The sequence below is a fragment of the Streptomyces sp. NPDC019443 genome (genome assembly GCF_044389785.1).
Lineage (GTDB): Bacteria > Actinomycetota > Actinomycetes > Streptomycetales > Streptomycetaceae > Streptomyces.
Genome location: NZ_JBIRYJ010000006.1, coordinates 112038 through 133998 on the forward strand (window position 1 = coordinate 112038; position 21961 = coordinate 133998).

Here is a 21961-nt window from a genome sequence, read left to right on the forward strand (position 1 = left end):
AGCCTCCACGCCACAGCACCCACCTCGCCATCCTAAAAAGCCATCAATGCTCGATTTGGGAAGGCCAGACGCATCCTCATGGGGAACAACATGTCGTTCATCGGCCGTGACATGGCTGTCGACCTCGGGACCGCCAACACGCTGGTGTACGTCAGGGGCCGGGGGATCGTCCTCAACGAGCCGTCCGTCGTCGCCATCAACACCAACACGGGCGGCATTCTCGCGGTCGGCGCCGAGGCGAAGAAGATGATCGGCCGGACACCTGGCAACATCGTTGCCGTCCGGCCGCTGAAGGACGGCGTCATCGCCGACTTCGAGATCACCGAACGGATGCTCCGCTACTTCATCCTGAAGATCCACAAGCGCCGGTACCTCGCCCGTCCGCGCGTCGTCGTCTGTGTGCCCTCCGGCATCACGGGAGTCGAGCGCCGCGCGGTCATCGAGGCGTCGACGCAGGCGGGCGCCCGACAGGTGCACATCATCGAGGAGCCGATGGCCGCGGCCATCGGCTCCGGACTCCCGGTCCATGAAGCCACCGGCAATATGGTCGTCGACATCGGTGGTGGCACCACCGAAGTCGCCGTCATCTCACTCGGCGGAATCGTCACAGCACAGTCCATTCGCGTCGCCGGCGACGAGTTGGACAACGCGATCATCCAGCACATCAAGAAGGAGTACTCCCTCCTGCTCGGTGAGCGGACTGCCGAAAACATCAAGATCACCATCGGCTCCGCGTACGACATGGACAAGGACGAGCACACCGAGATCCGCGGCCGTGACCTCGTCTCCGGTCTGCCGAAGACCGTGGTCATCTCCGCCGCCGAAGTCCGCAAGGCGATCGAGGAACCGGTCAACGCGATCGTCGACGCCGTCAAGACCACCCTCGACAAGTGCCCGCCGGAGCTGTCCGGTGACGTGATGGACCGAGGCATCGTCCTCACCGGCGGCGGCGCCCTGCTGCGCGGCCTCGACGAGCGATTGCGCCGTGAGACCGGCATGCCGATCCATATCGCCGAGGATCCGCTGGACTCGGTGGCCCTCGGATCGGGCAAGTGCGTCGAGGAGTTCGAGGCGCTCCAGCAGGTCCTGGACGCCCAGCCCCGCCGATAGCGGACGGGCATGCGGATTCCTCCCCCTGCGCCCCTGGCGGGCGCGGGGGGACCCCCATACGGGTGCCTGCCAACCCGTGTGGCGGATCGTTGATATACAGACATCAACATTCCTACGAGGAAGGCACGGCCGTCGCACGTGAGGGACACACGAGAGAGCCGGCTGCTCCTGGTGCTGCTGATCGCCATCGCGTTCGCTTTGATCACGGTGGACATCCGCGGAGGCGAGGAGTCACCGGTTGACGGCGCCCGGCAGGCCGCCGCCACGGTCTTCGGACCCGTCGAGAACGGCGTCGCGGCAGCGGTCGACCCGATAGGCAATGCCATCGGAGCCGTCCGCGACTCGGGCCGGCGTCACGACCGAATCGGCGAACTGGAGCGCGAGAACGCCCTGCTGAAGGCAAAGCTCGGCAGCAACGACCGCAACCGCAACCGGGTGCGCGAGCTGGACAACATGCTCAAGAAGGCGGGCGCGGGACAGTACGGCATCAAGGGGGCCGAGGTCATCGCCATCGGAGCGGCCCAGGGCTTCTCCTGGACGGTGACCATCGATGTCGGCTCCAACGACGGCATCGAGCGCGACATGACCGTCCTCAACGGCGACGGACTCGTCGGCCGGGTCACCACGGTCGGCCCGAACACCGCGACCGTACTGCTCGCCAGCGACCCGGACTTCACGGTTGGCACCCGGATGGAGAAGACCGACGAACTGGGCTTCGCCACCGGCCAGGGCGACCGTCCGCTCTCCGTGCAGCTGCTCAACGGCAAGGCCAAGGTCAAGAAGGGCGACCGGCTCGTCACCTTCGGCTCGCAGGCCGACAAGCCGTTCGTGCCCGGCGTCCCGGTCGGTGAGGTCATCCGCGTCGATCCCTCCGGCGGCGACCTCACCCGGACCATCTACGTCCGTCCGTTCGTCGGCTTCAGCAAGCTCGACATCGTCGGCGTCGTCGTCGTGGCGCCCAGGTCCGATCCGCGCGACACGGTCCTGCCGCCCAGGCCCGCGGCTCCCAAGCCCACGCCCACGGTCACGGTGACGGTCACCCCGTCCGCGGACGGCGAGGGCGGCGAGCAGGTCCAGGGCGACGACCTGGATCCGGCCGACGCGAACGCCGACGACCAGAACGACGAGTAGGAGCTGATCCGTCATGCGCTTCAACCGGATGCTGCTCTCCACGACACTCGTCGTGGTCGCCCTCGTCATCCAGGTCTCCGTCCTCGCCCGCCTCCAGCTCCCCGGCGCCGTCCCCGACCTGCTGCTGCTCGTCGTCCTCGGACTCGCCCTCGTATACGGGCACATGGCCGGCGCCTTCATCGGCTTCGGCGCGGGCCTGCTCGCCGACCTCGCCCCGCCCGCCGATCACGCCGCCGGGCGCTACGCACTCGTGCTCTGCGTGATCGGCTACCTCGCGGGCCTGGTGCGCCCCGACAATGGCCAGCTCAAGTCGGCCACCGGACCGATGGTCGTGGTCGTCGCTGCCGCGATCAGCTCGACACTGCTGTACGCGGGCGTGGGCGCACTCGTCGGCGACACCGCCGCCCGCCATGTGGGCCTGGGCAGCCTGCTGTTCACGGCCGCCGTGTACGACCTGCTCCTCGCGCCCTTCACGGTGCCGCTGATCATGGCGCTCGCCAGACGCGCCGAGAGCAATCCGCTCTCCGAAAGCCAGAGCAGCGGCGGCCCGGGCGGAAGCGACGCCGCCTCCCGCTGGCTCTCCTCCGGCACCGGCCTGCGCATCGGCAAGCAGCGCAGCGGAATGCGGGTCAAGGCAGCCAGGTCGCGGGCGGCGCGGGCCGTCCGCATAAAGGGAGTCAAGCGACTGTGATCGAGGGGGCAGCACCGTGAGCAACATTCCGGAGACCGGGCGGACCCCCCGGGTCCAGATCCGGCTCGTCGTCATCCAGGTACTTGTCTTCTCCCTCCTGCTCACCCTCGGCGGACGCCTCTGGTACCTCCAGATCCGCAACGGCCAGGAGTACACCGACGAGGCGAAGAACAACCACGTCCAGCAGGTCGTCCAGCCCGCCGTCCGCGGCTCGATCCTCGACGCCCGTGGCATCGCGCTCGCCGACAACGAGACCCGCCTCGTCGTCTCCGCGTCCCGCACCGAGCTGATGAAGATGAAGGACGACGGCAAAGGCGTCCTCGCCCGCCTCGCGGGCGTCCTCGGCATGAAGCCGAAGGACGTCATGGACAAGGTCAGGCTCTGTGACGCCAAGACCCCGCAGCCCTGCTGGAACGGCTCGCCCTACCAGCCGATCCCGGTCACCGACGAGGCCACCACCCAGCAGGCCCTGCAAATCCGCGAGCGCGCCGAGGACTTCCCCGGCATCACCGCCGAGCCCACCGCCGTACGCCGCTACACCGCGCCCGGCAAGGCCAACACCGCGCAGGTCCTCGGCTATCTCTCGCCCGTCACCGACGAGGAGATCACCAAGGCCAAGGACACCGACTCGCCGTTCCTCCGCTCCGACCAGGTGGGCCGCTCGGGCATCGAGCGCACCTACGACAAGGAGCTGCGCGGCAAGGCCGGAGTCACCCGCTACGAGGTCGACAACCTCGGCCGCGTCATCGGCCAGGCGGCCAAGGACGAGGCCCAGCCCGGCGCCAACCTCGTCACCTCCATCGACGCACGCGTCCAGGCGGTCGCGGAGTACGAGCTCGACGGGGCGATGAAGACCGCCCGCAAGGAGACCGACAGGAACACCGGCGAGAAGTACAAGGCGGATGCCGGCGCCGTCGTCGTGATGGAGAACAAGACCGGCCGGATCGTCTCGATGGCCTCGCAGCCGACATACGACCCCAACTCCTGGGTCGGCGGCATCTCCGGCAAGGACTACGCCAAGCTCACCGGCAAGGACTCCAACTACCCGCTGCTGAACCGCGCGATCCAGGGCCAGGCCGCGCCCGGCTCGATCTTCAAGGTCATCTCCTCGACCGCGGCGGTCAACGCCGGCTACCCGTTCGACGGCGACTACCCCTGCCCGAGCTCGTACTCCGTCGGTGGCCAGGTCTTCAAGAACTTCGAGTCAAAGGGCTACGGCAGCATCAGCCTCGGCAGGGCCCTGGAGGTCTCCTGCGACACCGTCTTCTACGGCCTCGCCCACCGGGAGTGGCAGAAGGACGGCGGCATCAAGCCCAAGAAGCGCACCAACGACTGGTTCTACAAGACCGCCCACCAGTTCGGCCTCGGCAAGGAGACCGGCATCGACCTCCCCAACGAGGTCAAGGGCCGTGTCCCCGACCGCCAGTGGAAGCAGAGCTTCTGGGAGGCCAACAAGGACGGCTGGTGCAAGCAGGGCAAGAAGGACGGCGACTACGTCGAGAAGATCGCGTACGAGAACTGCCTCGAAGGCAACCGGATGCGTGCCGGTGACTCCGTCAACTACTCCATCGGCCAGGGCGACACACTCGTCACCCCGATCCAGATGGCCACCATCTACGCGGCCATCGCCAACGGCGGCACCCTGTACAACCCCACCATCGGCAAGGCCGTGATCAGCGCGGACGGCAAGACCGTCCAGGCGATCAAGCCGAAGTCCCACGGCAAGCTGCCCATGGACGCCGACACCCGGTCGCAGATAGACAAAGCCCTCGCGGGAGTCACGACCCGCGGATCGGCCGCCTGGCGCTTCGGCGGCTGGCCGCAGGACAAGATCCCGATGCACGCCAAGACGGGTACCGCCGAGGTCTACGGCAAGCAGACGACCTCCTGGTTCGTCTCGTACACCGAGGACTACACGATCATCATGACGATCGCCCAGGGTGGTACCGGATCCGGTGCCTCGGGACCGGCCGTGCGCAAGATCTACGAGGCGATGTACGGACTCGACGAGGAGGGCGGTCAGGACCTGAAGAAGGCCCTGCTGCCCAAGCCGCAGACGTCACTGCCGAAGATCGAGCCCGACGGCTCCATCGAAGCCCCCAAGATCGAGCCGTACGAGCCTGAGGAAGAGAAGCCTCCGGCCGAGGAACAGCAGCTCGCGGGCGCACCCGCGCGGAGGGACTGAGCCATGGCCGGCACGAATGGCTTCTCCGTCTCCGGATACGGGCCCAAGCGAGGTGGCCTGTGGTCGCAGCTGTCCGCCCGCGACTCCGTGGTGCGCAAGCTCGACTGGCCGCTGCTGCTGTCCGCGATCGCGCTGTCCTTGGTGGGCACGCTGCTGGTGTGGTCGGCGACCCGCAACCGCACCGAGCTCAACCAGGGCGACCCGTACTACTTCTTCCTCCGTCACGCCCTCAACACCGGGATCGGCCTCGCGCTGATGATCGGCACGATCTGGCTCGGGCACCGCACCCTGCGCGGCGCGGTCCCGGTGCTGTACGGACTCTCCGTAGTGCTCGTACTGCTGGTGCTCACGCCGCTCGGCGCGACCATCAACGGCGCGCACGCCTGGATCGTGATCGGCGGCGGTTTCTCCCTCCAGCCCTCGGAGTTCGTGAAGATCACGATCATTCTGGGGATGGCGATGTTGCTGGCCGCGCGAGTGGACGCGGGCGACCAACTGCACCCCGACCACCGGACGGTCGCCAAGTCCCTGGGCTTCGCGGTCCTGCCGATGGTGATCGTCATGCTGATGCCGGACCTCGGTTCGGTGATGGTGATGGCGGTGATCGTGCTCGGGGTGCTGCTCGCCTCCGGCGCCTCCAACCGCTGGATCATCGGACTGATCGGCGCCGGCGTCATCGGTGGCGTGATGGTCACCGCGCTCGGGCTGTTGGACGAGTACCAGATCAACCGCTTCGCGGCGTTCGCCAACCCGGAACTCGACCCGGCAGGCGTCGGCTACAACACCAACCAGGCGCGGATCGCGATCGGATCGGGCGGACTGACCGGCACCGGCCTGTTCAAGGGCTCCCAGACCACCGGCCAGTTCGTCCCCGAACAGCAGACGGACTTCGTCTTCACGGTCGCGGGCGAGGAACTGGGCTTCCTGGGGGCGGGACTGATCCTGCTGCTGCTCGGCGTCGTCCTGTGGCGCGCCTGCCGCATCGCACGTGAGACGACCGAGCTGTACGGCACGATCGTGGCCGCCGGGATCATCGCCTGGTTCGCCTTCCAGTCCTTCGAGAACATCGGAATGACGCTCGGGATCATGCCGGTGGCGGGCCTGCCGCTGCCGTTCGTGTCGTACGGAGGCACCTCCATGTTCGCGGTCTGGATCGCGATCGGGCTGCTCCAGTCGATCCGGGTGCAGCGGCCGATAACTGCCTAGGTGAACACATGGGGATGCCACAGAGGCGCCCAGGCAACTAGATTCAGTTCATGGCGGATACGAAGCGCGAGATCGAGCGGAAGTACGAAGCCACTCCCGAGACCCGACTGCCGGACCTGACCGGGGTCGCAGGGGCGTCGGCCGTCCATGACAGAGGCGTCGCCGAGCTCGACGCCGTCTACTACGACACCGCCGACCTGCGCCTTGCCGCCGCCTCCATCACCCTGCGCCGCAGGACGGGCGGCACGGACGCGGGCTGGCACCTCAAGCTCCCGGTCGCCCCGGGCGTCCGGGACGAGATCAGCGCACCCCTGTCCGATTCGGTCCCGCACAGCCTTGAGGGCCTGGTCCGCGCCCGGACCCGGGACGCCGCACTCACGCCCGTGGTGCGCCTGAGGTCCTCCAGGGACGTCCGTCACCTGGTCGACGCGGACGGCGCGCTGCTGGCCGAGCTGAGCAGGGACGCGGTCCGCGCGGAACGCCTCATCGACGGCGGCCGCACGGCGCAGTGGGACGAGATCGAGGTCGAGCTCGCCGACGACGCGGATCCCTCCATCCTCGACGCGGTCGAGAAGAAGCTCCGCAAGGCGGGCGTTCGCCCTGCGAAGGCGCCGTCGAAGCTGGCCAGGGCGCTGGCGGAGACCGCCCCCAAGGGGGACAAGCGGGCGGCACCACCCTCCCCGGAACCTCCGCAGACCGCCGGCGAGCACATCCTCGCCTACCTGCGGGAACAGGCCGACGCACTGCTCGCGTACGACCCCGGCGTGCGCCGTGACCTGCCCGACTCCGTGCACCAGATGCGGGTCGCCACACGACGGATGCGCAGCGCGTTCAAGACGTACCGGAAGGTCATCGACCGGACCGTCACCGATCCGATCGGCGACGAGCTTCAGTGGCTCGCGGGCGAGCTGGGCGTCGCCCGTGACCAGGAGGTGCTCACCGAGCGGCTGCGGTCGCGGATCGACACCGTGCCCAGGACCCTGCTGCTCGGCCCGGTACGCGGACGGCTGCGTATCTGGACCGCCGCCCATGGCGCAGGCGCCCGGCGCAAGGCCGTCGCCGTGCTCGACACAAAGCGCTACCTCTCGCTCCTGGAGTCGCTGGACGCGCTGCTCAGCGACCCGCCGCTGCTGAAGGCGGCGGGCGGCGCGGCCGCCAGGGTGATCCCCAAGGCGGTCCTGAAGGACTACGACCGGCTGGCCGCCCGGATCGACCATGCCCTGGAGCTGCCCCCCGGTGAGGAGCGGGACCTGGCCATGCACGACGCCCGCAAGGCCGCCAAGCGCGCCCGGTACGCGGGCGAGGCGGCGACGCCCTCGCTCGGCAAGGCGGCCAAGAAGTTCGCCAAGAGGATGAAGGCCGTGCAGACGGTGCTCGGCGACCACCAGGACAGCGTCGTGGCCCGCGAAGCCCTGCGGAATCTCGCGATCCAGGCGCATGCGGCGGGGGAGTCCGCCTTCACCTGGGGACTGTTGTACGGCAGGGAGGAGGCACAAGCCGCACAGCGGGAGGCAGAGCTGCCGGGGGTGTGGAAGGAGGCGTCCGCCCCGAAACTGCGGGCGGATCTGACCGGCTGAGCGTCAGGGTACGCTTGATGGTCACCCTTGCCCGCTCACGAGAGACACCAAGATGCCTGTCGAGTCGGTCTTCCCACGCCTGGAAGCGCTTCTCCCGCACGTCCAGAAGCCGATCCAGTACGTCGGCGGAGAGCTCAACTCAACCGTCAAGGACTGGGACGCCTGCGACGTTCGCTGGGCGCTCATGTACCCCGACGCGTACGAGGTCGGACTGCCCAACCAGGGCGTCATGATCCTCTACGAGGTACTGAACGAGCGCGAGGGGGTGCTCGCCGAGCGCACGTACAGCGTCTGGCCGGACCTCGAAGAGCTGATGCGGGAGCACAAGGTCCCGCAGTTCACCGTGGACTCACACCGTCCGGTCAAGGCCTTCGACGTGTTCGGTCTCAGCTTCTCAACGGAGCTCGGCTACACGAACATGCTCACCGCCCTGGACCTCGCGGGCATCCCGCTGGAGGCGAAGGACCGCGGCCTGGACGACCCGATCGTGCTGGCCGGCGGCCACGCGGCCTTCAACCCCGAACCGATCGCGGACTTCATCGACTGCGCGGTCATCGGCGACGGCGAGCAGGCCGTCCTCGACATGACCGAGATCATCCGCGCCTGGAAGGCCGAAGGCCGCCCGGGCGGCCGCGAAGAGGTGCTCTTCCGCCTCGCGAAGACCGGCAATGTCTACGTCCCGGGCTTCTACGACGTCGAGTACCTGCCCGACGGCCGCATCGGCCGCGTCGTCCCCAACAAGTCCGGCGTGCCGTGGCGCGTGTCCAAGCACACCGTCATGGACCTCGACGAGTGGCCGTACCCGAAGCAGCCGCTGGTCCCCCTCGCCGAGACCGTCCATGAGCGGATGTCCGTCGAGATCTTCCGCGGCTGCACCCGCGGCTGCCGCTTCTGCCAGGCCGGCATGATCACGCGCCCCGTGCGGGAGCGAAGCATCACCGGCATCGGCGACATGGTCGAAAAGGGCCTGAAGGCGACCGGCTTCGAGGAGGTCGGCCTGCTGTCGCTGTCCTCCGCGGACCACAGCGAGATCGGCGACATCGCGAAGGGCCTGGCCGACCGGTACGAGGAAGACAAGATCGGTCTGTCCCTGCCGTCGACCCGCGTGGACGCGTTCAACGTCGACCTGGCCAATGAGCTGACCCGCAACGGCCGCCGCTCGGGTCTGACGTTCGCCCCCGAGGGCGGCTCCGAGCGCATGCGCAAGGTCATCAACAAGATGGTCTCGGAAGAGGACCTGATCCGTACCGTCTCGACGGCGTACGGCAACGGCTGGCGTCAGGTGAAGCTGTACTTCATGTGCGGTCTGCCCACCGAGACCGACGAGGACGTTCTCCAGATCGGCGACATGGCGGTCAACGTCATCGCGGAGGGCCGCAAGGTGTCGGGCCAGAACGACATCCGCTGCACGGTGTCGATCGGCGGCTTCGTGCCCAAGCCGCACACCCCGTTCCAGTGGGCCCCGCAGCTGAGCGCCGAGGAGACGGACGCGCGGCTGGAGAAGCTGCGCGACAAGATCCGCGGAGACAAGAAGTACGGCCGCTCGATCGGCTTCCGCTACCACGACGGCAAGCCCGGCATCGTCGAGGGCCTGCTCTCCCGCGGCGACCGCCGCATCGGCTCGGTCATCCGCGCGGTCTACGAGGACGGCGGCCGCTTCGACGGCTGGCGCGAGCACTTCTCGTACGACAGGTGGATGGCCTGCGCCGAGAAGACGCTGCCCGCCTTCGGCTTGGACGTCGACTGGTACACGACGCGTGAGCGCACGTACGAGGAGGTCCTGCCCTGGGATCACCTGGACTCCGGTCTCGACAAGGACTGGCTCTGGGAGGACTGGCAGGACGCGCTCGACGAGACGGAGGTCGAGGACTGCCGCTGGACGCCGTGCTTCGACTGCGGTGTCTGCCCGCAGATGGACACGCAGATCCAGATCGGCCCGACCGGCAAGAAGCTGCTGCCGCTGACCGTCGTCAAGTGACCCACTGCGCCGGGGTGTTCGCGCGCCCCGGCACAATGGGCCGATGCCGCAGCTCATAGTGCCCGGCGACACCTACCTCGGCCGCATCCAGATCCGGCACCGGCTCACTCCTCATCTGCGCGACTTCGGCGGCCACATCGGCTACGGAGTGCGGCCGAGCGCCCGCCGCCGCGGCCATGCCACCGCGATGCTGCGCGATGTCCTCCCGTATGCATCCGCACTCGGCCTCGACCGGGGGTCCTGGTCACCTGCGACGCCTCCAACACCGGCTCGCGCAAGGTGATTGGGAACAACGGGGGCATCTTCGAGGACGAGCGCGGCGGACAGTGCAGGTTCTGGATCCGGACGGGCGTGTGACGCGTCATGTCTGACATGGAGTTCGAGAAGTCACCTCAGACGTACGGGAATCATCAGGTACCCGCGCACTACGAGCCCGGCGAGGGCTGTCTCACCACGGTCATCCGGATACCGGTGCGGATCGTGGTGCTGCTCGTGGTCGTTCCCGTACGGATGGTGTGGGACCTCCACGTCGTCTGCGGCCGGGCCGTGGAGCGGATGCTGCTGCGGCCGCTGGGCCGGGCGATGGCCTGGGTGTACGAGGCGGTGCTGACGCCGCTCGGGCACGGTCTTGTGTGGCTCGGGGTCTTCATCGGCAAGGCGTTGCTCGTCTGGCCGTGGGTTGCGTTGTGGCGGTATCTGGTGGTGCCGGTGGTGAGGTACGGGCTGGTGGTGCCGGTGGTGTGGACCTACCGGCAGCTGCTGACTCCGCTGGGGCACGGGCTCGCCTGGCTCGTGGAGCACCTGCTGGTCGCGCCTGTGCGCTGGATCTACCGCCGGCTGCTCACCCCCGTCGGGCACGGTCTGGGGTGGCTTGCGGTCTTCATCGGCAAGGCGCTGTTCGTCTGGCCGTGGGTTGCGTTGTGGCGGTATCTGGTGGTGCCGGTGGTGAGGTACGGGCTGGTGGTGCCGGTGGTGTGGATCTACCGACAGTTGCTGACCCCACTTGGCCACGGGCTCGCCTGGCTGCTCACCGCGATCGGGCACGGCATCGCCGCCGTCTGCCGCGGGGTGTGGACGGCGGTCGTCTGGCTGGTCGTGGTCCTGCTCGTCACGCCCGTCGGCTGGGTCTACCGCCACATCCTCGCGCCCATCGGCCGTGAGATCGCCGCCGCCGTCGGTGTCGCCTGGCGCATCGCCGGATACATCTCGCGAGCCGTCGGCCGGGGGATCAAGTGGCTCGCCTGGAACCTCGTCGGACGGCCGGTGCGCTGGTGCTACCAGAACGTCTGCACCCCCGTCGGGCACGTGCTCCGCGACGGCATCTGGCGTCCGGCCAAGAAGGCCGCCGTCGAGGCGGGCCGGGCCGCGCGGGCCGCGCTCCAGTCGGCCCGGGAGACGGTACGGCAGGCCAGGCGGGAAACCTGGCGCGCGCTCGTCGGCGGGCCCCGGGTGCCCAAGGCTGGGGAACCGGTGGTGCCTCAGGCGCGTACTCTGGGTAGTACAACGACCGTTCCCGGCGCGGTGGCCGCACCCGAGATCTCCTTGCGGAAGCAGGGGTGAGCCGGGCGGGCCCGCAGGGAACACCCCGCATTTCCGAGGGCGGCGCGCCCCCGCGCCCGCCCCGCACCGAGGAGAAGAACCACTGGGCAAGCGACAGCCCGAAGGCCCGCCGCCCGCACCGGCAGTGCAGCGCATCCGACTGCGCTACACCAAGCGCGGCCGCCTCCGGTTCACCAGCCACCGTGACTTCCAGCGTGCCTTCGAGCGGGCGCTGCGGCGTGCCGAGGTGCCCATGGCGTACTCGGCGGGCTTCACCCCGCACCCGAAGGTGTCGTACGCCAATGCCGCACCCACCGGCACGGGCAGCGAGGCCGAGTATCTGGAGATCGCCCTCACCGAGCACCGCGACCCCGACAAGCTGCGTGAGCTGCTCGACGAGTCGCTGCCGGGCGGGCTCGACGTCACCGACGCCGTCGAGGCCCGTACGTCAGGCCTCGCCGACCGGCTCACCGCATCCGTGTGGGAGCTGCGGCTCGACGGGGTCGACGTCGAGGACGCCTCGAAGGCCGTGTCCGCCTTTCTCGCCGCCGAGGCCGTCGAGGTCCAGCGGAAGACGAAGAACGGCATGCGGACCTTCGACGCCCGTGCTGCCGTAGCGGACCTGCAGGCGCTCCATCCACAGTCCGACGCAAGCGGCGGCTCCACCGGAGCGGCTGCCGCCGCGCTCATCAATAGGCCCGGGGACGGGCCCTGTGCGATACTGCGGCTGGTTGTTCGGCACGTGACACCTGCCGTGCGACCCGACGACGTCCTGTCCGGTCTCCGAGCTGTGGCCGACCTGGCGCCGCCGGTCCCCGCAGCGGTGACCAGGCTGGCGCAGGGGCTCTTCGACGAGGAGTCCGGCACGGTGACCGACCCGCTCGCGCCCGACCGCGAGGCAGTTCCGGCCGCTCTACCCACGGCCGCCGGGGCCGCCGTCGCGACGGCGCCGGAAGGTCCCGCCGCGTAAGGACAGTCGTTGTAGCGCAGCCCTGGTACTCGGGAGCCACCTGGGTCGGGCCGCGCACCGAACAGAAGACTTTCGCCAGGCCGTGCGTACATCGCGTACGGAACCGGCGAGCCATACATCAGCTCCCGTGCGGCGCCCGCGCCCCGGACGGCGGCACCGCGCACATCACGCGGGCCGCGGCCGGACCGGAATCAGGCGTGGCGCCCGGGAGCGTGACGGGAGAACCGCCCGCATGCTCGAGCCGAACGAATCCGGCACTGCCGGAGAGACCGAGAACAATTCGCCCAGCGATACGCTGCCGCCGCGCCGCAGGCGCCGCGCCGCATCGCGCCCCGCGGGACCGCCGACGGCGGCCGCGGGAGCAACGGACGCCGTGGAAGCCACGGACGTCTCCGAGACCGTCGCCGCTGCGCCCGGGCCGGAGGCCCCCGCGGAGGAGGCCGCAGCGCCGCGTACGCGGCGCCGTGCGACTCGTAAGGCGACCGCGCCTGCCGCTGCGCCGCAGGCCGCCGAGGCTGCCGAGCCGGAGGCCGCCGCGGAGGAGGCCGCAGCGCCGCGTACGCGGCGCCGTGCGACCCGTAAGGCCACCGTGCCCGCCGAGACGGTTGAGACCGCGGAGGCCGCTGAGCCTGCTGAGCCCGAGGCCGAGGTGGCCGCGCCGCGTACGCGCCGCCGTGCCACCCGCCAGGTGACCGCCCCCGAGCCGGTCGCCGAGCCCGCTGCCCCCGAGCCCGCTGCCCCCGAGGCCGTCGCCGAAGAGCCTGCCGCCGAAGACGAGGCCCCCGCGCCGCGTGGCCGTGCCCGTCGCAGGGCGTCCGCGCCCGCCGGTGCGCCGCAGGCCGTGGAGACGGCCGAGGCCACCGAGCCGGAGGCCGCCGCAGAGGAGGCCGCTCCGGCCGGCCGCACCCGCCGCCGCGCCGGCCGCAAGGCCACCGCGCCCGCCGGCGCCCCGCAGGCTGTCGAGGCCAACGGCGACGAGGCCGTCACCGATGAGGGCGAGAGCCTGCCCGCCGACGCGGTCGCTCAGATCGCCTCCGACGATGCCGAGGCCGAGGTCGCGGCCGCCGAGAAGGCGGCGACCCGGGGCCGTACGCGCCGCCGTGCCGTATCCCCCGAGTTCACCGCTCGCCCGGAGAAGGCCGAGAAGGCCGAGAAGGCCGAGAAGAGTGAAGCGGCCGAGGCGCCCGCGCGCGGCCGCCGTGCCGCCCGGCCCGCTGTGGCCGTGTTCCAGGCCCCGGTATTCACCGAGCCGATGTTCCAGACCCCGGAGACGGCCGCAGCGGCCGCCGCCGCTGCCGTGGACACCGAGGAGGAGGACGAGGACGTCGTCGAGCCGGTCGCCGAGACCGCCGCCCCGGAGCCCGCCGGCCGTCGCCGTCGTCGCCGCCGCGGTGAGCCCGCCGAGCCCGTCGAGACCCCCGCGCACGCCGCCCAGCAGGCCGAGCCCGAGGCGGAGACCGAGCCCGAGCCGGAGCAGGCCGCCGAGGGCGAGGAGTCGGACGAGTTCGAGGACCGCCCCTCGCGCCGTCGCCGCCGTGGTGGCCGCCGCCGTCGCCGCGGCGAGCCCGCCGACGCCGACGAGACCTCGGAGGAGCAGGCTGACGAGGCCGCCGCCGAGGACATCCAGGAAGAGGAGGACGAGGAGGAGCACGGCGAGACCGAGACCCCCTCCGCCGCCGGTACCTCCAGCAGCCGTCGCCGTCGTCGCCGCCGTCGTCGCAGCGGTGACTCCGCCGCCGAGGACGAGACGGGTACGACCGACCCGGAGCGCACGGTGGTCAAGGTCCGCGAGCCCCGCCCCGCGCGCCAGAAGAGCGACGAGCCGTCCGACGAGGTGCAGTCCATCAAGGGCTCGACCCGTCTGGAGGCGAAGAAGCAGCGCCGCCGCGAGGGCCGCGAGCAGGGCCGCCGCCGCGTGCCGATCATCACCGAGGCCGAGTTCCTGGCCCGCCGTGAGGCCGTCGAGCGCGTGATGGTCGTCCGGCAGAACGGCGAGCGCACCCAGATCGGCGTCCTTGAGGACAACGTGCTCGTCGAGCACTACGTCAACAAGGAGCAGGCGACGTCGTACGTCGGCAACGTCTACCTGGGCAAGGTGCAGAATGTACTGCCGTCCATGGAGGCCGCGTTCGTCGACATCGGCAAGGGACGCAACGCCGTCCTGTACGCCGGTGAGGTCAACTTCGAGGCGCTGGGCATGGCGAACGGCCCGCGCCGTATCGAGGTCGCGCTCAAGTCCGGCCAGTCGGTCCTCGTCCAGGTGACCAAGGACCCGATCGGCCACAAGGGCGCCCGCCTGACCAGCCAGGTCTCGCTGCCCGGCCGCTACCTGGTCTACGTGCCCGAGGGCTCGATGACCGGCATCAGCCGTAAGCTGCCCGACACCGAGCGCGCGCGTCTGAAGACCATCCTCAAGAAGATCGTCCCCGAGGACGCGGGCGTCATCGTCCGTACCGCCGCGGAGGGCGCGAGCGAGGACGAGCTGCGCCGCGATGTCGAGCGGCTGCAGGCGCAGTGGGAGGAGATCCAGAAGAAGTCCAAGAGCGGCAACGCCCCGACGCTGCTCTACGGCGAGCCGGACATGACGGTCCGTGTCGTCCGCGACATCTTCAACGAGGACTTCTCCAAGGTCGTCGTCAGCGGCGACGAGGCCTGGGACACCATCCACGGCTACGTCTCGCACGTCGCGCCGGACCTGGTCGACCGTCTGCAGCGGTGGACGAGCGAGACCGACGTCTTCGCGACGAACCGGATCGACGAGCAGCTGATGAAGGCGCTGGACCGCAAGGTCTGGCTGCCGAGCGGCGGTTCGCTGGTGATCGACAAGACCGAGGCCATGGTCGTGGTCGACGTCAACACCGGCAAGTTCACCGGTCAGGGTGGCAACCTCGAGGAGACCGTCACCAGGAACAACCTGGAGGCGGCCGAGGAGATCGTGCGCCAGCTGCGGCTGCGCGACCTGGGCGGCATCGTCGTCGTCGACTTCATCGACATGGTGCTCGAGTCCAACCGCGACCTGGTCATGCGGCGACTGCTCGAGTGCCTGGGCCGCGACCGTACGAAGCACCAGGTGGCCGAGGTCACCTCGCTGGGCCTGGTCCAGATGACCCGTAAGCGTGTGGGCCAGGGCCTGCTGGAGTCCTTCTCCGAGACCTGCGTCCACTGCAACGGCCGTGGCGTGATCGTGCACATGGAGCAGCCGACCGTCGCCGGTGGCGGTGGCGGCGGCAAGCGTTCCAAGAAGCGCGGCCGCGGCGGTGCGGAGCATGTCCACGAGCACGAGATCGCTGCCGAGGCCGAGGCCGAGGCCGAGACCGAGGCGGAGGTCGCCGCCGAGGTGGCTGCCCCGGTGGCGCTGGCTGACACTTTTGTGCCGGACGAGGAGCTGTACAGCAGCGCCGCGGAGGCCGAGGCTGCCGCTTCGCGCGGCCGTGGCCGCCGCCGGGCGACCCGTAAGGCGACCGCTCCGGCGGGTGCGCCGAAGGCCGCTGAGGCCGAGGTGGTCATCGAGGCCAGGACCGAGGCTCCGGTCGCCGAGCCGGAGGCTCCTGAGGTTCCCGTGGCTCCCGTGGAGGAGGCGGCCCCGACGGGCCGCGGCCGCCGCCGGGCCACCCGTAAGGCGACCGCTCCGGCCGGTGCGCCGAAGGCCGTTGAGGCGCAGGCCGCCGAGGCGGAGGTCGTCATCGAGGCGAAGGCCGAGACGCCCGTCGAGGCTCCCGAGGCTCCCGAGGCCCCCGTCGCCGAGGAGGCTCCCGTCGCGGCCCCGCCGCGTGCCCGCCGCCGGGTGACCCGCAAGGTCACCGCCCCGGCCGGCTCGCCCTCGGGCGCGGAGGAGGCCGCGGTCGTCGTGGTGAGCAGCACCACGGCAGCCGACACCGAGGCGGCGACGGCCGAAGAGGCCGCCCCGGCCAAGAAGGCGGCTCGTAAGACCGCCAAGAAGGCCACCGCGAAGAAGGCTGCCACCAAGAAGACGGCGGCCAAGAAGACCGCGGCGAAGAAGACGACCGCCAAGAAGGCCGGTGCGAAGAAGACCGCCGCGGCCGAGCAGCAGGCGCTGCCGTCTGTGACGGCGGCCACCGATAGCTGAACAGTTGATGAGCCCTCAGTGAACAGAACGTGTCCCACCTCGCAGGTCGCGGGGTGGGGCGCGCTCTTTGTCTCCGAATTGATGCAGTGCTCTGTTAACAGCCCCGAAATTGACTAGGAAATCCCTGATAATGTGACGGCGGTCGCTGCCGGGTGAGGCCCCGTTCCGGAGACTACGGTGGGTGACCGGCCCGGTTCGGGACAAGACCGGTCCCAGATCCTCGGTAGGGCGTTGGCTTGCGCCGGAGGGGTGTGCGCGGCCTCGCGAGACGTCCGCTCCGCCCCTGACCTCTGCCACAAAGAGCTCTTGCGGTGTTCAAGGAGGACGTCCATGACGAGCAGCAATCAGCAGCCCATCCCCGCTGCCCGCCCGGTGATCGGTGAGGAAGAAATCGAGGCCGCGGTACGCGTATTGCGCAGCGGCAGGGTCGTACAGGGCCCTGAGGTCGCCGCGTTCGAGGAGGGCTTCTCGGAGCTCGTCGAGGGGCGCCACTGTGTGGCCGTCAACTCGGGTACCTCCGCGCTGCACCTCCTTCTGCTGGCTTTGGGTATCGGCCCGGGTGACGAAGTAATCGTTCCTTCATTCTCGTTCGCCGCGTCGGCGAACGCGGTCCGGCTGGTCGGCGCCGATGTCGTCTTCGCCGACATCGAGCCCGGCTCCTTCGGCCTGGACCCGGCGGCTGTCGAGGCCGCCATCACGCCGCGCACCGCCGCGATCATGCCGGTGCACCTGTACGGCCACCCGGCCGCGATGGACAAGATCATGCCCATCGCCGCCAAGCACAAGCTGGCCGTCGTCGAGGACGCCTGCCAGGCGCACGCGGCGGCGCTGAACGGCACCCCCGTCGGCGCGTTCGGCTCCGGCGGCACCTTCAGCTTCTACCCGACCAAGAACATGCACTCCCTCGAGGGCGGCATGATCTCCACGGGTGACGCCGAGATCGCCCGCACCCTGCGCCTGCTGCGCAACCAGGGCATGGAGCAGCGGTACGCCAACGAGATCGTCGGCGCCAACATGCGTATGACGGACGTCGCCGCCGCCGTCGGCCGCGTACAGCTCTCGAAGCTGGCCGGCTGGACCGAGCAGCGCATCGCCAACGCCGCGTACCTCACCGAGCACATCACCGCACCGAACGTGCAGACCCCGACGGTCGCCGAGGGCGCGCGCCACATCTACCACCAGTACACGGTCCGGATCAGCGGGGACCGCGACGCCGCGATGGCGAAGCTCACCGAGGCGGGTGTCGGCAACGCCGTCTACTACCCGACCCCGATCCACCGGCTGAAGCCGTACTGGGAGCCGGACCAGAAGGCCGGCCGCAACTGGGACCTGCCCGAGACCGAGCGTGCGGCCGCCGAGGTCGTCTCGCTTCCGGTGCACCCTTCGCTGTCCGCGGAGGACCTCGAGCGCATCGCCGCCGCCGTGAACGAGCTTGGAGAGAACCTGTGAGCACCGCCCAGGGACTGCGGGCCGGCCTGATCGGCCTCGGCTCGATGGGCCGCCACCACGCCCGCGTACTCGCCGGCCTGGAAGGCGTCGAACTCGTCGCCGTCGTCGACCCGATGGGTGACAAGAACGGCTGGGCGCAGGGCGTACCCGTGCTGTCGACCGTCGAGGAGCTGATCTCGCTCGGTGTCGACTACGCCGTCGTGGCCTGCCCGACCGCGCTGCACGAGGAAGTCGGCCTCAAGCTCGCCGAGGCCGGGGTCGGCGCGCTGGTCGAGAAGCCCGTCGCGGACACCGTGGAGGGCGCCCGCAGGCTCGTCGACGCCTTCGAGTCGCGGGGCCTGGTGGCCGGCGTCGGCCACATCGAGCGCTGCAACCCGGCGCTGCGCTCGCTGCGCCAGCGCCTGGAGGCCGGCGAGCTCGGTGACGTCTACCAGGTCGTCACCCGCCGCCAGGGCCCTTTCCCGCACCGCATCGCCGACGTCGGCGTGGTCAAGGACCTCGCCACCCACGACATCGACCTCACCGGGTGGGTGACCGGACAGACGTACACCTCGATCGCGGCGCGCACGGTCTCCAAGTCGGGCCGTCCGCATGAGGACATGGTCTCCGCGGTCGGCCAGCTCTCCGACGGCACGATGGTCAACCACCTGGTCAACTGGCTGAGCCCGCTCAAGGAGCGGTTCACCTCGGTCACCGGTGAGAAGGGCTGCTTCATCGCGGACACCCTCACCGCCGACCTGACCTTCTATTCGAACGCCGCCCAGGCCACCGAGTGGGAGGCGCTGCAGGCGTTCCGCGGTGTCGCCGAGGGCGACATGATTCGTTACGCGATCCCGAAGCGCGAGCCGCTGCTGGTCGAGCACGAGCTCTTCCGCGACGCTGTCCTTGGCAAGTCCAACGACATCTGCACGCTGCGCCAGGGCCTTCGTACGGTAGAGGTGGCAGCAGCCGTGCTGCACTCAGCCGCCAGCGGTACCACAGTCGATCTCTCCGCGCACGCCGCGGCCCAGTAGGGCGAGGAGCCTTGACCAGTCCTGATGTCACCGTCGTCGTCGCCGTGTACAACACGATGCCGTATCTGACGGAATGCCTTAACTCCCTTGTCGGGCAGAGCATTGGCCTGGACAGGCTTGAGATCGTGGCCGTCGACGACGGTTCCACGGACGACAGCGGGGCGGAGCTCGACCGCTTCGCCAAGAAGTACCCGGACACCGTCAAAGTGATCCACCAGGCGAACTCCGGTGGCCCGGCCGCGCCCAGCAACAGGGCGCTGGACGTGGCCACCGGACGTTACGTCTACTTCATCGGCTCCGACGACCACCTCGGCAAAGAGGCGTTGGCACGGATGGTGGCCTGTGCCGACGAGCACGACTCGGACGTCGTGGTCGGCAAGATGGTCGGCACCAACGGCCGCTATGTGCACCAGGCGCTCTTCAAGAAGAGCAACCCGGACGTCAGCCTCTACGACTCGGCGCTGCCGTTCACGCTGGCCAACACCAAGCTGTTCCGCCGCGAGCTGGTGGAGATGTACAAGCTGCGCTTCCCCGAGGACCTGCCGGTCGGCAGCGACCAGCCGTTCACCATCGAGGCGTGCGTGCGGGCCCGGAAGATCTCGGTGCTCGCGGACTACACGTACTACTACGCGGTGAAGCGCGGGGACGCGAGCAACATCACCTACCGCGCCGATCATCTGGCGCGGCTGCGCTGCACTGCGAAGATCATGAAGCAGGCGGCCGGGCTCATCGAGGCCGGGCCACAGCGCGACACCGTCTTCAAGCGCCACTTCACCTGGGAGCTCTCCAAGCTCATCCAGGCCGACTTCCCGGCGCTCGACCCGCAGACCAGGCGCGAGGTGTGCGCCGGAATCGCCGATCTGGCCGACGAGTACCTCACGGACGGACTGCGCGACTCCCTGCCGGTCACGCGGCGGGTCAGGCTCGCCCTGGCCCAGCGCGGCGCGGTGGACGAGCTCGTCGCGGCGATCGAGGACGAGGAGGCGAACGGCGCACCGCCGTTCCACCTGGAGGACGGCAGGGCCTTCGCCCGCTACCCGGGCTTCCGGGACCCCGCGCTGAACATCCCCGACCGGGTCTTCGAGCTGATCGGGGAATCGGTGCCCGGCCGCCTCTCGGCCGGAACCGAGCTGGTCTCCGCCGAGTGGGAGCAAAGCGGCGACAATCTGTCCCTGGCCATCGCGGTACGCACCGGGCTGACCGGCGACACCGAGTCGGCCGTCATCCGCCTCGTCCAGGGCGCGATGCCCAAGAGCGCGGACAAGGCCGGCGCCCGCAGGCTGCCCGCCGGTCATGAACTCCCGGCCCCGATGGGCGAGTTCATCCAGGAAGTCACTGCCGATGCAGCCGGCACGGTGATCCGTGCGCGCATCCCGATAGAGCCCCGCCAGGCCCAGCTGGGCGTGCGCCTCTACGTGGATGTCGCAGGCTGGACGTACGAGATCCCGGTGCGCGGCACGGACAAGCCGATGCCGCTTGCCCGGCGCTGGCGCAGTGGCACCCCGTATCGAGTGGCGGCGCGCGTGAACACCAAGGGCCGGATGGTTGTGCTGACCGGTCTGCTGTTCCCGCCCGAGAATAGATGGTGGTCGCGCGTGCGACCCCTGCTGGTCCGGTTGAAGAGGAAAGTAACCCGATGAATATCTGTGTAGTCGCGCTCGGCAAGATCGGGCTTCCGCTCGCCGTGCAGTTCGCCGCCAAGGGCCACCGGGTGATCGGCGCCGACGTCAACGAGAAGGTCGTCGAGCTGGTCAACGCCGGCACCGAGCCCTTCCCCGGTGAGCACGATCTCGACCGTCTGCTCAAGGAGACCGTCGGCGCCGGGCTGCTGACCGCGACCACCGACACCGCGGCCGCCGTCGCCGAGTCCGACGCCGTCGTGGTCGTCGTCCCGCTGTTCGTGGACGCCGACGGCGTGCCGGACTTCGGCTGGATGGACTCCGCGACCAAGGCGATCGCCGCGGGTCTCAAGCCCGGCACCCTCGTCTCGTACGAGACCACCCTGCCGGTCGGCACCACCCGCACCCGCTGGGCCCCGATGCTGGAGCAGGGCTCCGGCCTCACCGCGGGCGAGGACTTCCACCTGGTCTTCTCGCCGGAGCGGGTGCTCACCGGCCGCGTCTTCGCCGACCTGCGCCGCTACCCCAAGCTCGTCGGCGGCATCGACGAGGCCTCGACGAAGCACGGCGTGGAGTTCTACGAGCAGGTGCTGGACTTCGACGAGCGTGCCGACCTGGCACAGCCGAACGGAGTCTGGGACCTGGGCACCGCCGAGGCCTCCGAGCTGGCGAAGCTCGCCGAGACCACCTACCGCGATGTCAACATCGGCCTGGCGAACCAGTTCGCCCGGTTCGCCGACAAGAACGACATCGACGTCAAGAAGGTCATCGAGGCCTGCAACTCGCAGCCCTACAGCCACATCCACCAGCCCGGCATCGCGGTCGGCGGCCACTGCATCCCGATCTACCCGCGGATGTACCTGTGGAACGACCCGGAGGCCACCGTCGTGCGCTCGGCGCGCGAGGCGAACGCCGCCATGCCCGAGTACGCCGTGGACCTGCTGGCCGCCGCCTACGGCGACCTGGACGGCGCGGGCGTGCTGGTGCTCGGCGCCGCTTACCGCGGCGGCGTGAAGGAGACGGCCTTCTCCGGCGTCTTCCCGACCGTCGAGGCGCTCAAGGCGCGCGGGGCCGTCCCCTTCGTGTCGGACCCGATGTACACGGCCGAGGAGCTGACCGCGCACGGTCTGACCCCGCACGAGGGCCAGACCGTTACCGCCGCGATCCTGCAGGCCGACCACGCCGAGTACCGCGAGCTGGCCGCCTCCGACCTGCCGGACGTCCGCGTCCTGGTCGACGGGCGGCGCACCACCGACCCGAAGCGCTGGGAAGGCGTACGCCGGGTCGTCATCGGCGGCTGACGCCCCCCTTTGCGCCTGAACCGGCGCCGCTCTCGCGGAGGTGGCTGGGCGCTGTTGGGGTTCCTCGATCGATGGCTGACGTACCAGGACGAAGGCCCCGGTCAC

14 protein-coding genes and 1 pseudogene are annotated in these 21961 nt (G+C 69.9%); all 15 read left to right on the forward strand.

Going from position 1 to position 21961, the window contains the following annotated elements:
- Positions 1-90 precede the first annotated feature (90 nt).
- The 15 genes and pseudogenes from ACH492_RS20675 to ACH492_RS20745 all read left to right on the forward strand — a co-directional run bounded on the left by ACH492_RS20675 (position 91) and on the right by ACH492_RS20745 (position 21856).
- Positions 91-1110: a rod shape-determining protein gene (locus ACH492_RS20675; protein WP_142218247.1), complete on the forward strand. Its 1020-nt coding sequence runs from the start codon at positions 91-93 to the stop codon at positions 1108-1110.
- Positions 1111-1248: 138 nt separating this feature from the next.
- Complete coding sequence (gene mreC, locus ACH492_RS20680; RefSeq protein WP_398988568.1) at positions 1249-2241, forward strand: rod shape-determining protein MreC; 993 nt, start codon at positions 1249-1251, stop codon at positions 2239-2241.
- A 13-nt stretch (positions 2242-2254) separates the two neighbouring features.
- Positions 2255-2932 carry a rod shape-determining protein MreD gene (gene mreD / locus ACH492_RS20685; protein WP_398988570.1) on the forward strand — a complete coding sequence of 226 codons (678 nt, stop codon included), beginning with the start codon at positions 2255-2257 and terminating at the stop codon, positions 2930-2932.
- Positions 2933-2948: 16 nt separating this feature from the next.
- Complete coding sequence (gene mrdA, locus ACH492_RS20690) at positions 2949-5117, forward strand: penicillin-binding protein 2 (protein WP_398988572.1); 2169 nt, start codon at positions 2949-2951, stop codon at positions 5115-5117.
- Between the two features lie 3 nt (positions 5118-5120).
- The gene (gene rodA, locus ACH492_RS20695; RefSeq protein ID WP_398988574.1) at positions 5121-6323 is read left to right on the forward strand and encodes a rod shape-determining protein RodA; all 1203 of its coding nucleotides are present in this window, start codon (positions 5121-5123) and stop codon (positions 6321-6323) included.
- 50 nt (positions 6324-6373) lie between these two features.
- On the forward strand, positions 6374-7900 hold the full coding sequence (locus ACH492_RS20700; RefSeq protein WP_398988576.1) for a CHAD domain-containing protein: 1527 nt from the start codon (positions 6374-6376) through the stop codon (positions 7898-7900).
- A 52-nt stretch (positions 7901-7952) separates the two neighbouring features.
- Positions 7953-9878 carry a TIGR03960 family B12-binding radical SAM protein gene (locus ACH492_RS20705; protein WP_398988578.1) on the forward strand — a complete coding sequence of 642 codons (1926 nt, stop codon included), beginning with the start codon at positions 7953-7955 and terminating at the stop codon, positions 9876-9878.
- Between the two features lie 58 nt (positions 9879-9936).
- A pseudogene (locus ACH492_RS20710) lies at positions 9937-10235 on the forward strand (GNAT family N-acetyltransferase); the annotation flags it as partial.
- Between the two features lie 15 nt (positions 10236-10250).
- Complete coding sequence (locus ACH492_RS20715; RefSeq protein ID WP_398988580.1) at positions 10251-11438, forward strand: hypothetical protein; 1188 nt, start codon at positions 10251-10253, stop codon at positions 11436-11438.
- A 124-nt stretch (positions 11439-11562) separates the two neighbouring features.
- The gene (locus tag ACH492_RS20720) at positions 11563-12387 is read left to right on the forward strand and encodes a TIGR03936 family radical SAM-associated protein (RefSeq protein ID WP_398988582.1); all 825 of its coding nucleotides are present in this window, start codon (positions 11563-11565) and stop codon (positions 12385-12387) included.
- A gap of 232 nt (positions 12388-12619) precedes the next feature.
- Complete coding sequence (locus ACH492_RS20725) at positions 12620-16474, forward strand: Rne/Rng family ribonuclease (RefSeq protein WP_398988584.1); 3855 nt, start codon at positions 12620-12622, stop codon at positions 16472-16474.
- Positions 16475-16804: 330 nt separating this feature from the next.
- Positions 16805-17923: a DegT/DnrJ/EryC1/StrS family aminotransferase gene (locus ACH492_RS20730; protein WP_398988586.1), complete on the forward strand. Its 1119-nt coding sequence runs from the start codon at positions 16805-16807 to the stop codon at positions 17921-17923.
- Positions 17924-17967: 44 nt separating this feature from the next.
- On the forward strand, positions 17968-18936 hold the full coding sequence (locus ACH492_RS20735; RefSeq protein ID WP_398989197.1) for a Gfo/Idh/MocA family protein: 969 nt from the start codon (positions 17968-17970) through the stop codon (positions 18934-18936).
- An 11-nt stretch (positions 18937-18947) separates the two neighbouring features.
- Positions 18948-20576 (forward strand): glycosyltransferase family 2 protein, encoded by a 1629-nt coding sequence (locus ACH492_RS20740; RefSeq protein WP_398988588.1) that lies wholly within the window; start codon positions 18948-18950, stop codon positions 20574-20576.
- Positions 20573-21856: a nucleotide sugar dehydrogenase gene (locus ACH492_RS20745; protein WP_307663541.1), complete on the forward strand. Its 1284-nt coding sequence runs from the start codon at positions 20573-20575 to the stop codon at positions 21854-21856. The genes ACH492_RS20740 and ACH492_RS20745 overlap by 4 nt, the downstream gene beginning before the upstream one ends.
- Positions 21857-21961 lie beyond the last annotated feature (105 nt).

Excerpts from the sequence above, each read along its gene's own strand:
- mreD (WP_398988570.1), top strand. The coding sequence starts at position 2,255 with ATGCGCTTCAACCGGATGCTGCTCTCCACGACACTCGTCGTGGTCGCC.
- ACH492_RS20675 (WP_142218247.1), top strand. The coding sequence starts at position 91 with ATGTCGTTCATCGGCCGTGACATGGCTGTCGACCTCGGGACCGCCAAC.
- ACH492_RS20725 (WP_398988584.1), top strand. The coding sequence starts at position 12,620 with ATGCTCGAGCCGAACGAATCCGGCACTGCCGGAGAGACCGAGAACAAT.
- ACH492_RS20735 (WP_398989197.1), top strand. The coding sequence starts at position 17,968 with ATGGGCCGCCACCACGCCCGCGTACTCGCCGGCCTGGAAGGCGTCGAA.
- rodA (WP_398988574.1), top strand. The coding sequence starts at position 5,121 with ATGGCCGGCACGAATGGCTTCTCCGTCTCCGGATACGGGCCCAAGCGA.
- ACH492_RS20705 (WP_398988578.1), top strand. The coding sequence starts at position 7,953 with ATGCCTGTCGAGTCGGTCTTCCCACGCCTGGAAGCGCTTCTCCCGCAC.
- ACH492_RS20745 (WP_307663541.1), top strand. The coding sequence starts at position 20,573 with ATGAATATCTGTGTAGTCGCGCTCGGCAAGATCGGGCTTCCGCTCGCC.
- ACH492_RS20715 (WP_398988580.1), top strand. The coding sequence starts at position 10,251 with ATGGAGTTCGAGAAGTCACCTCAGACGTACGGGAATCATCAGGTACCC.
- ACH492_RS20700 (WP_398988576.1), top strand. The coding sequence starts at position 6,374 with ATGGCGGATACGAAGCGCGAGATCGAGCGGAAGTACGAAGCCACTCCC.
- ACH492_RS20730 (WP_398988586.1), top strand. The coding sequence starts at position 16,805 with ATGACGAGCAGCAATCAGCAGCCCATCCCCGCTGCCCGCCCGGTGATC.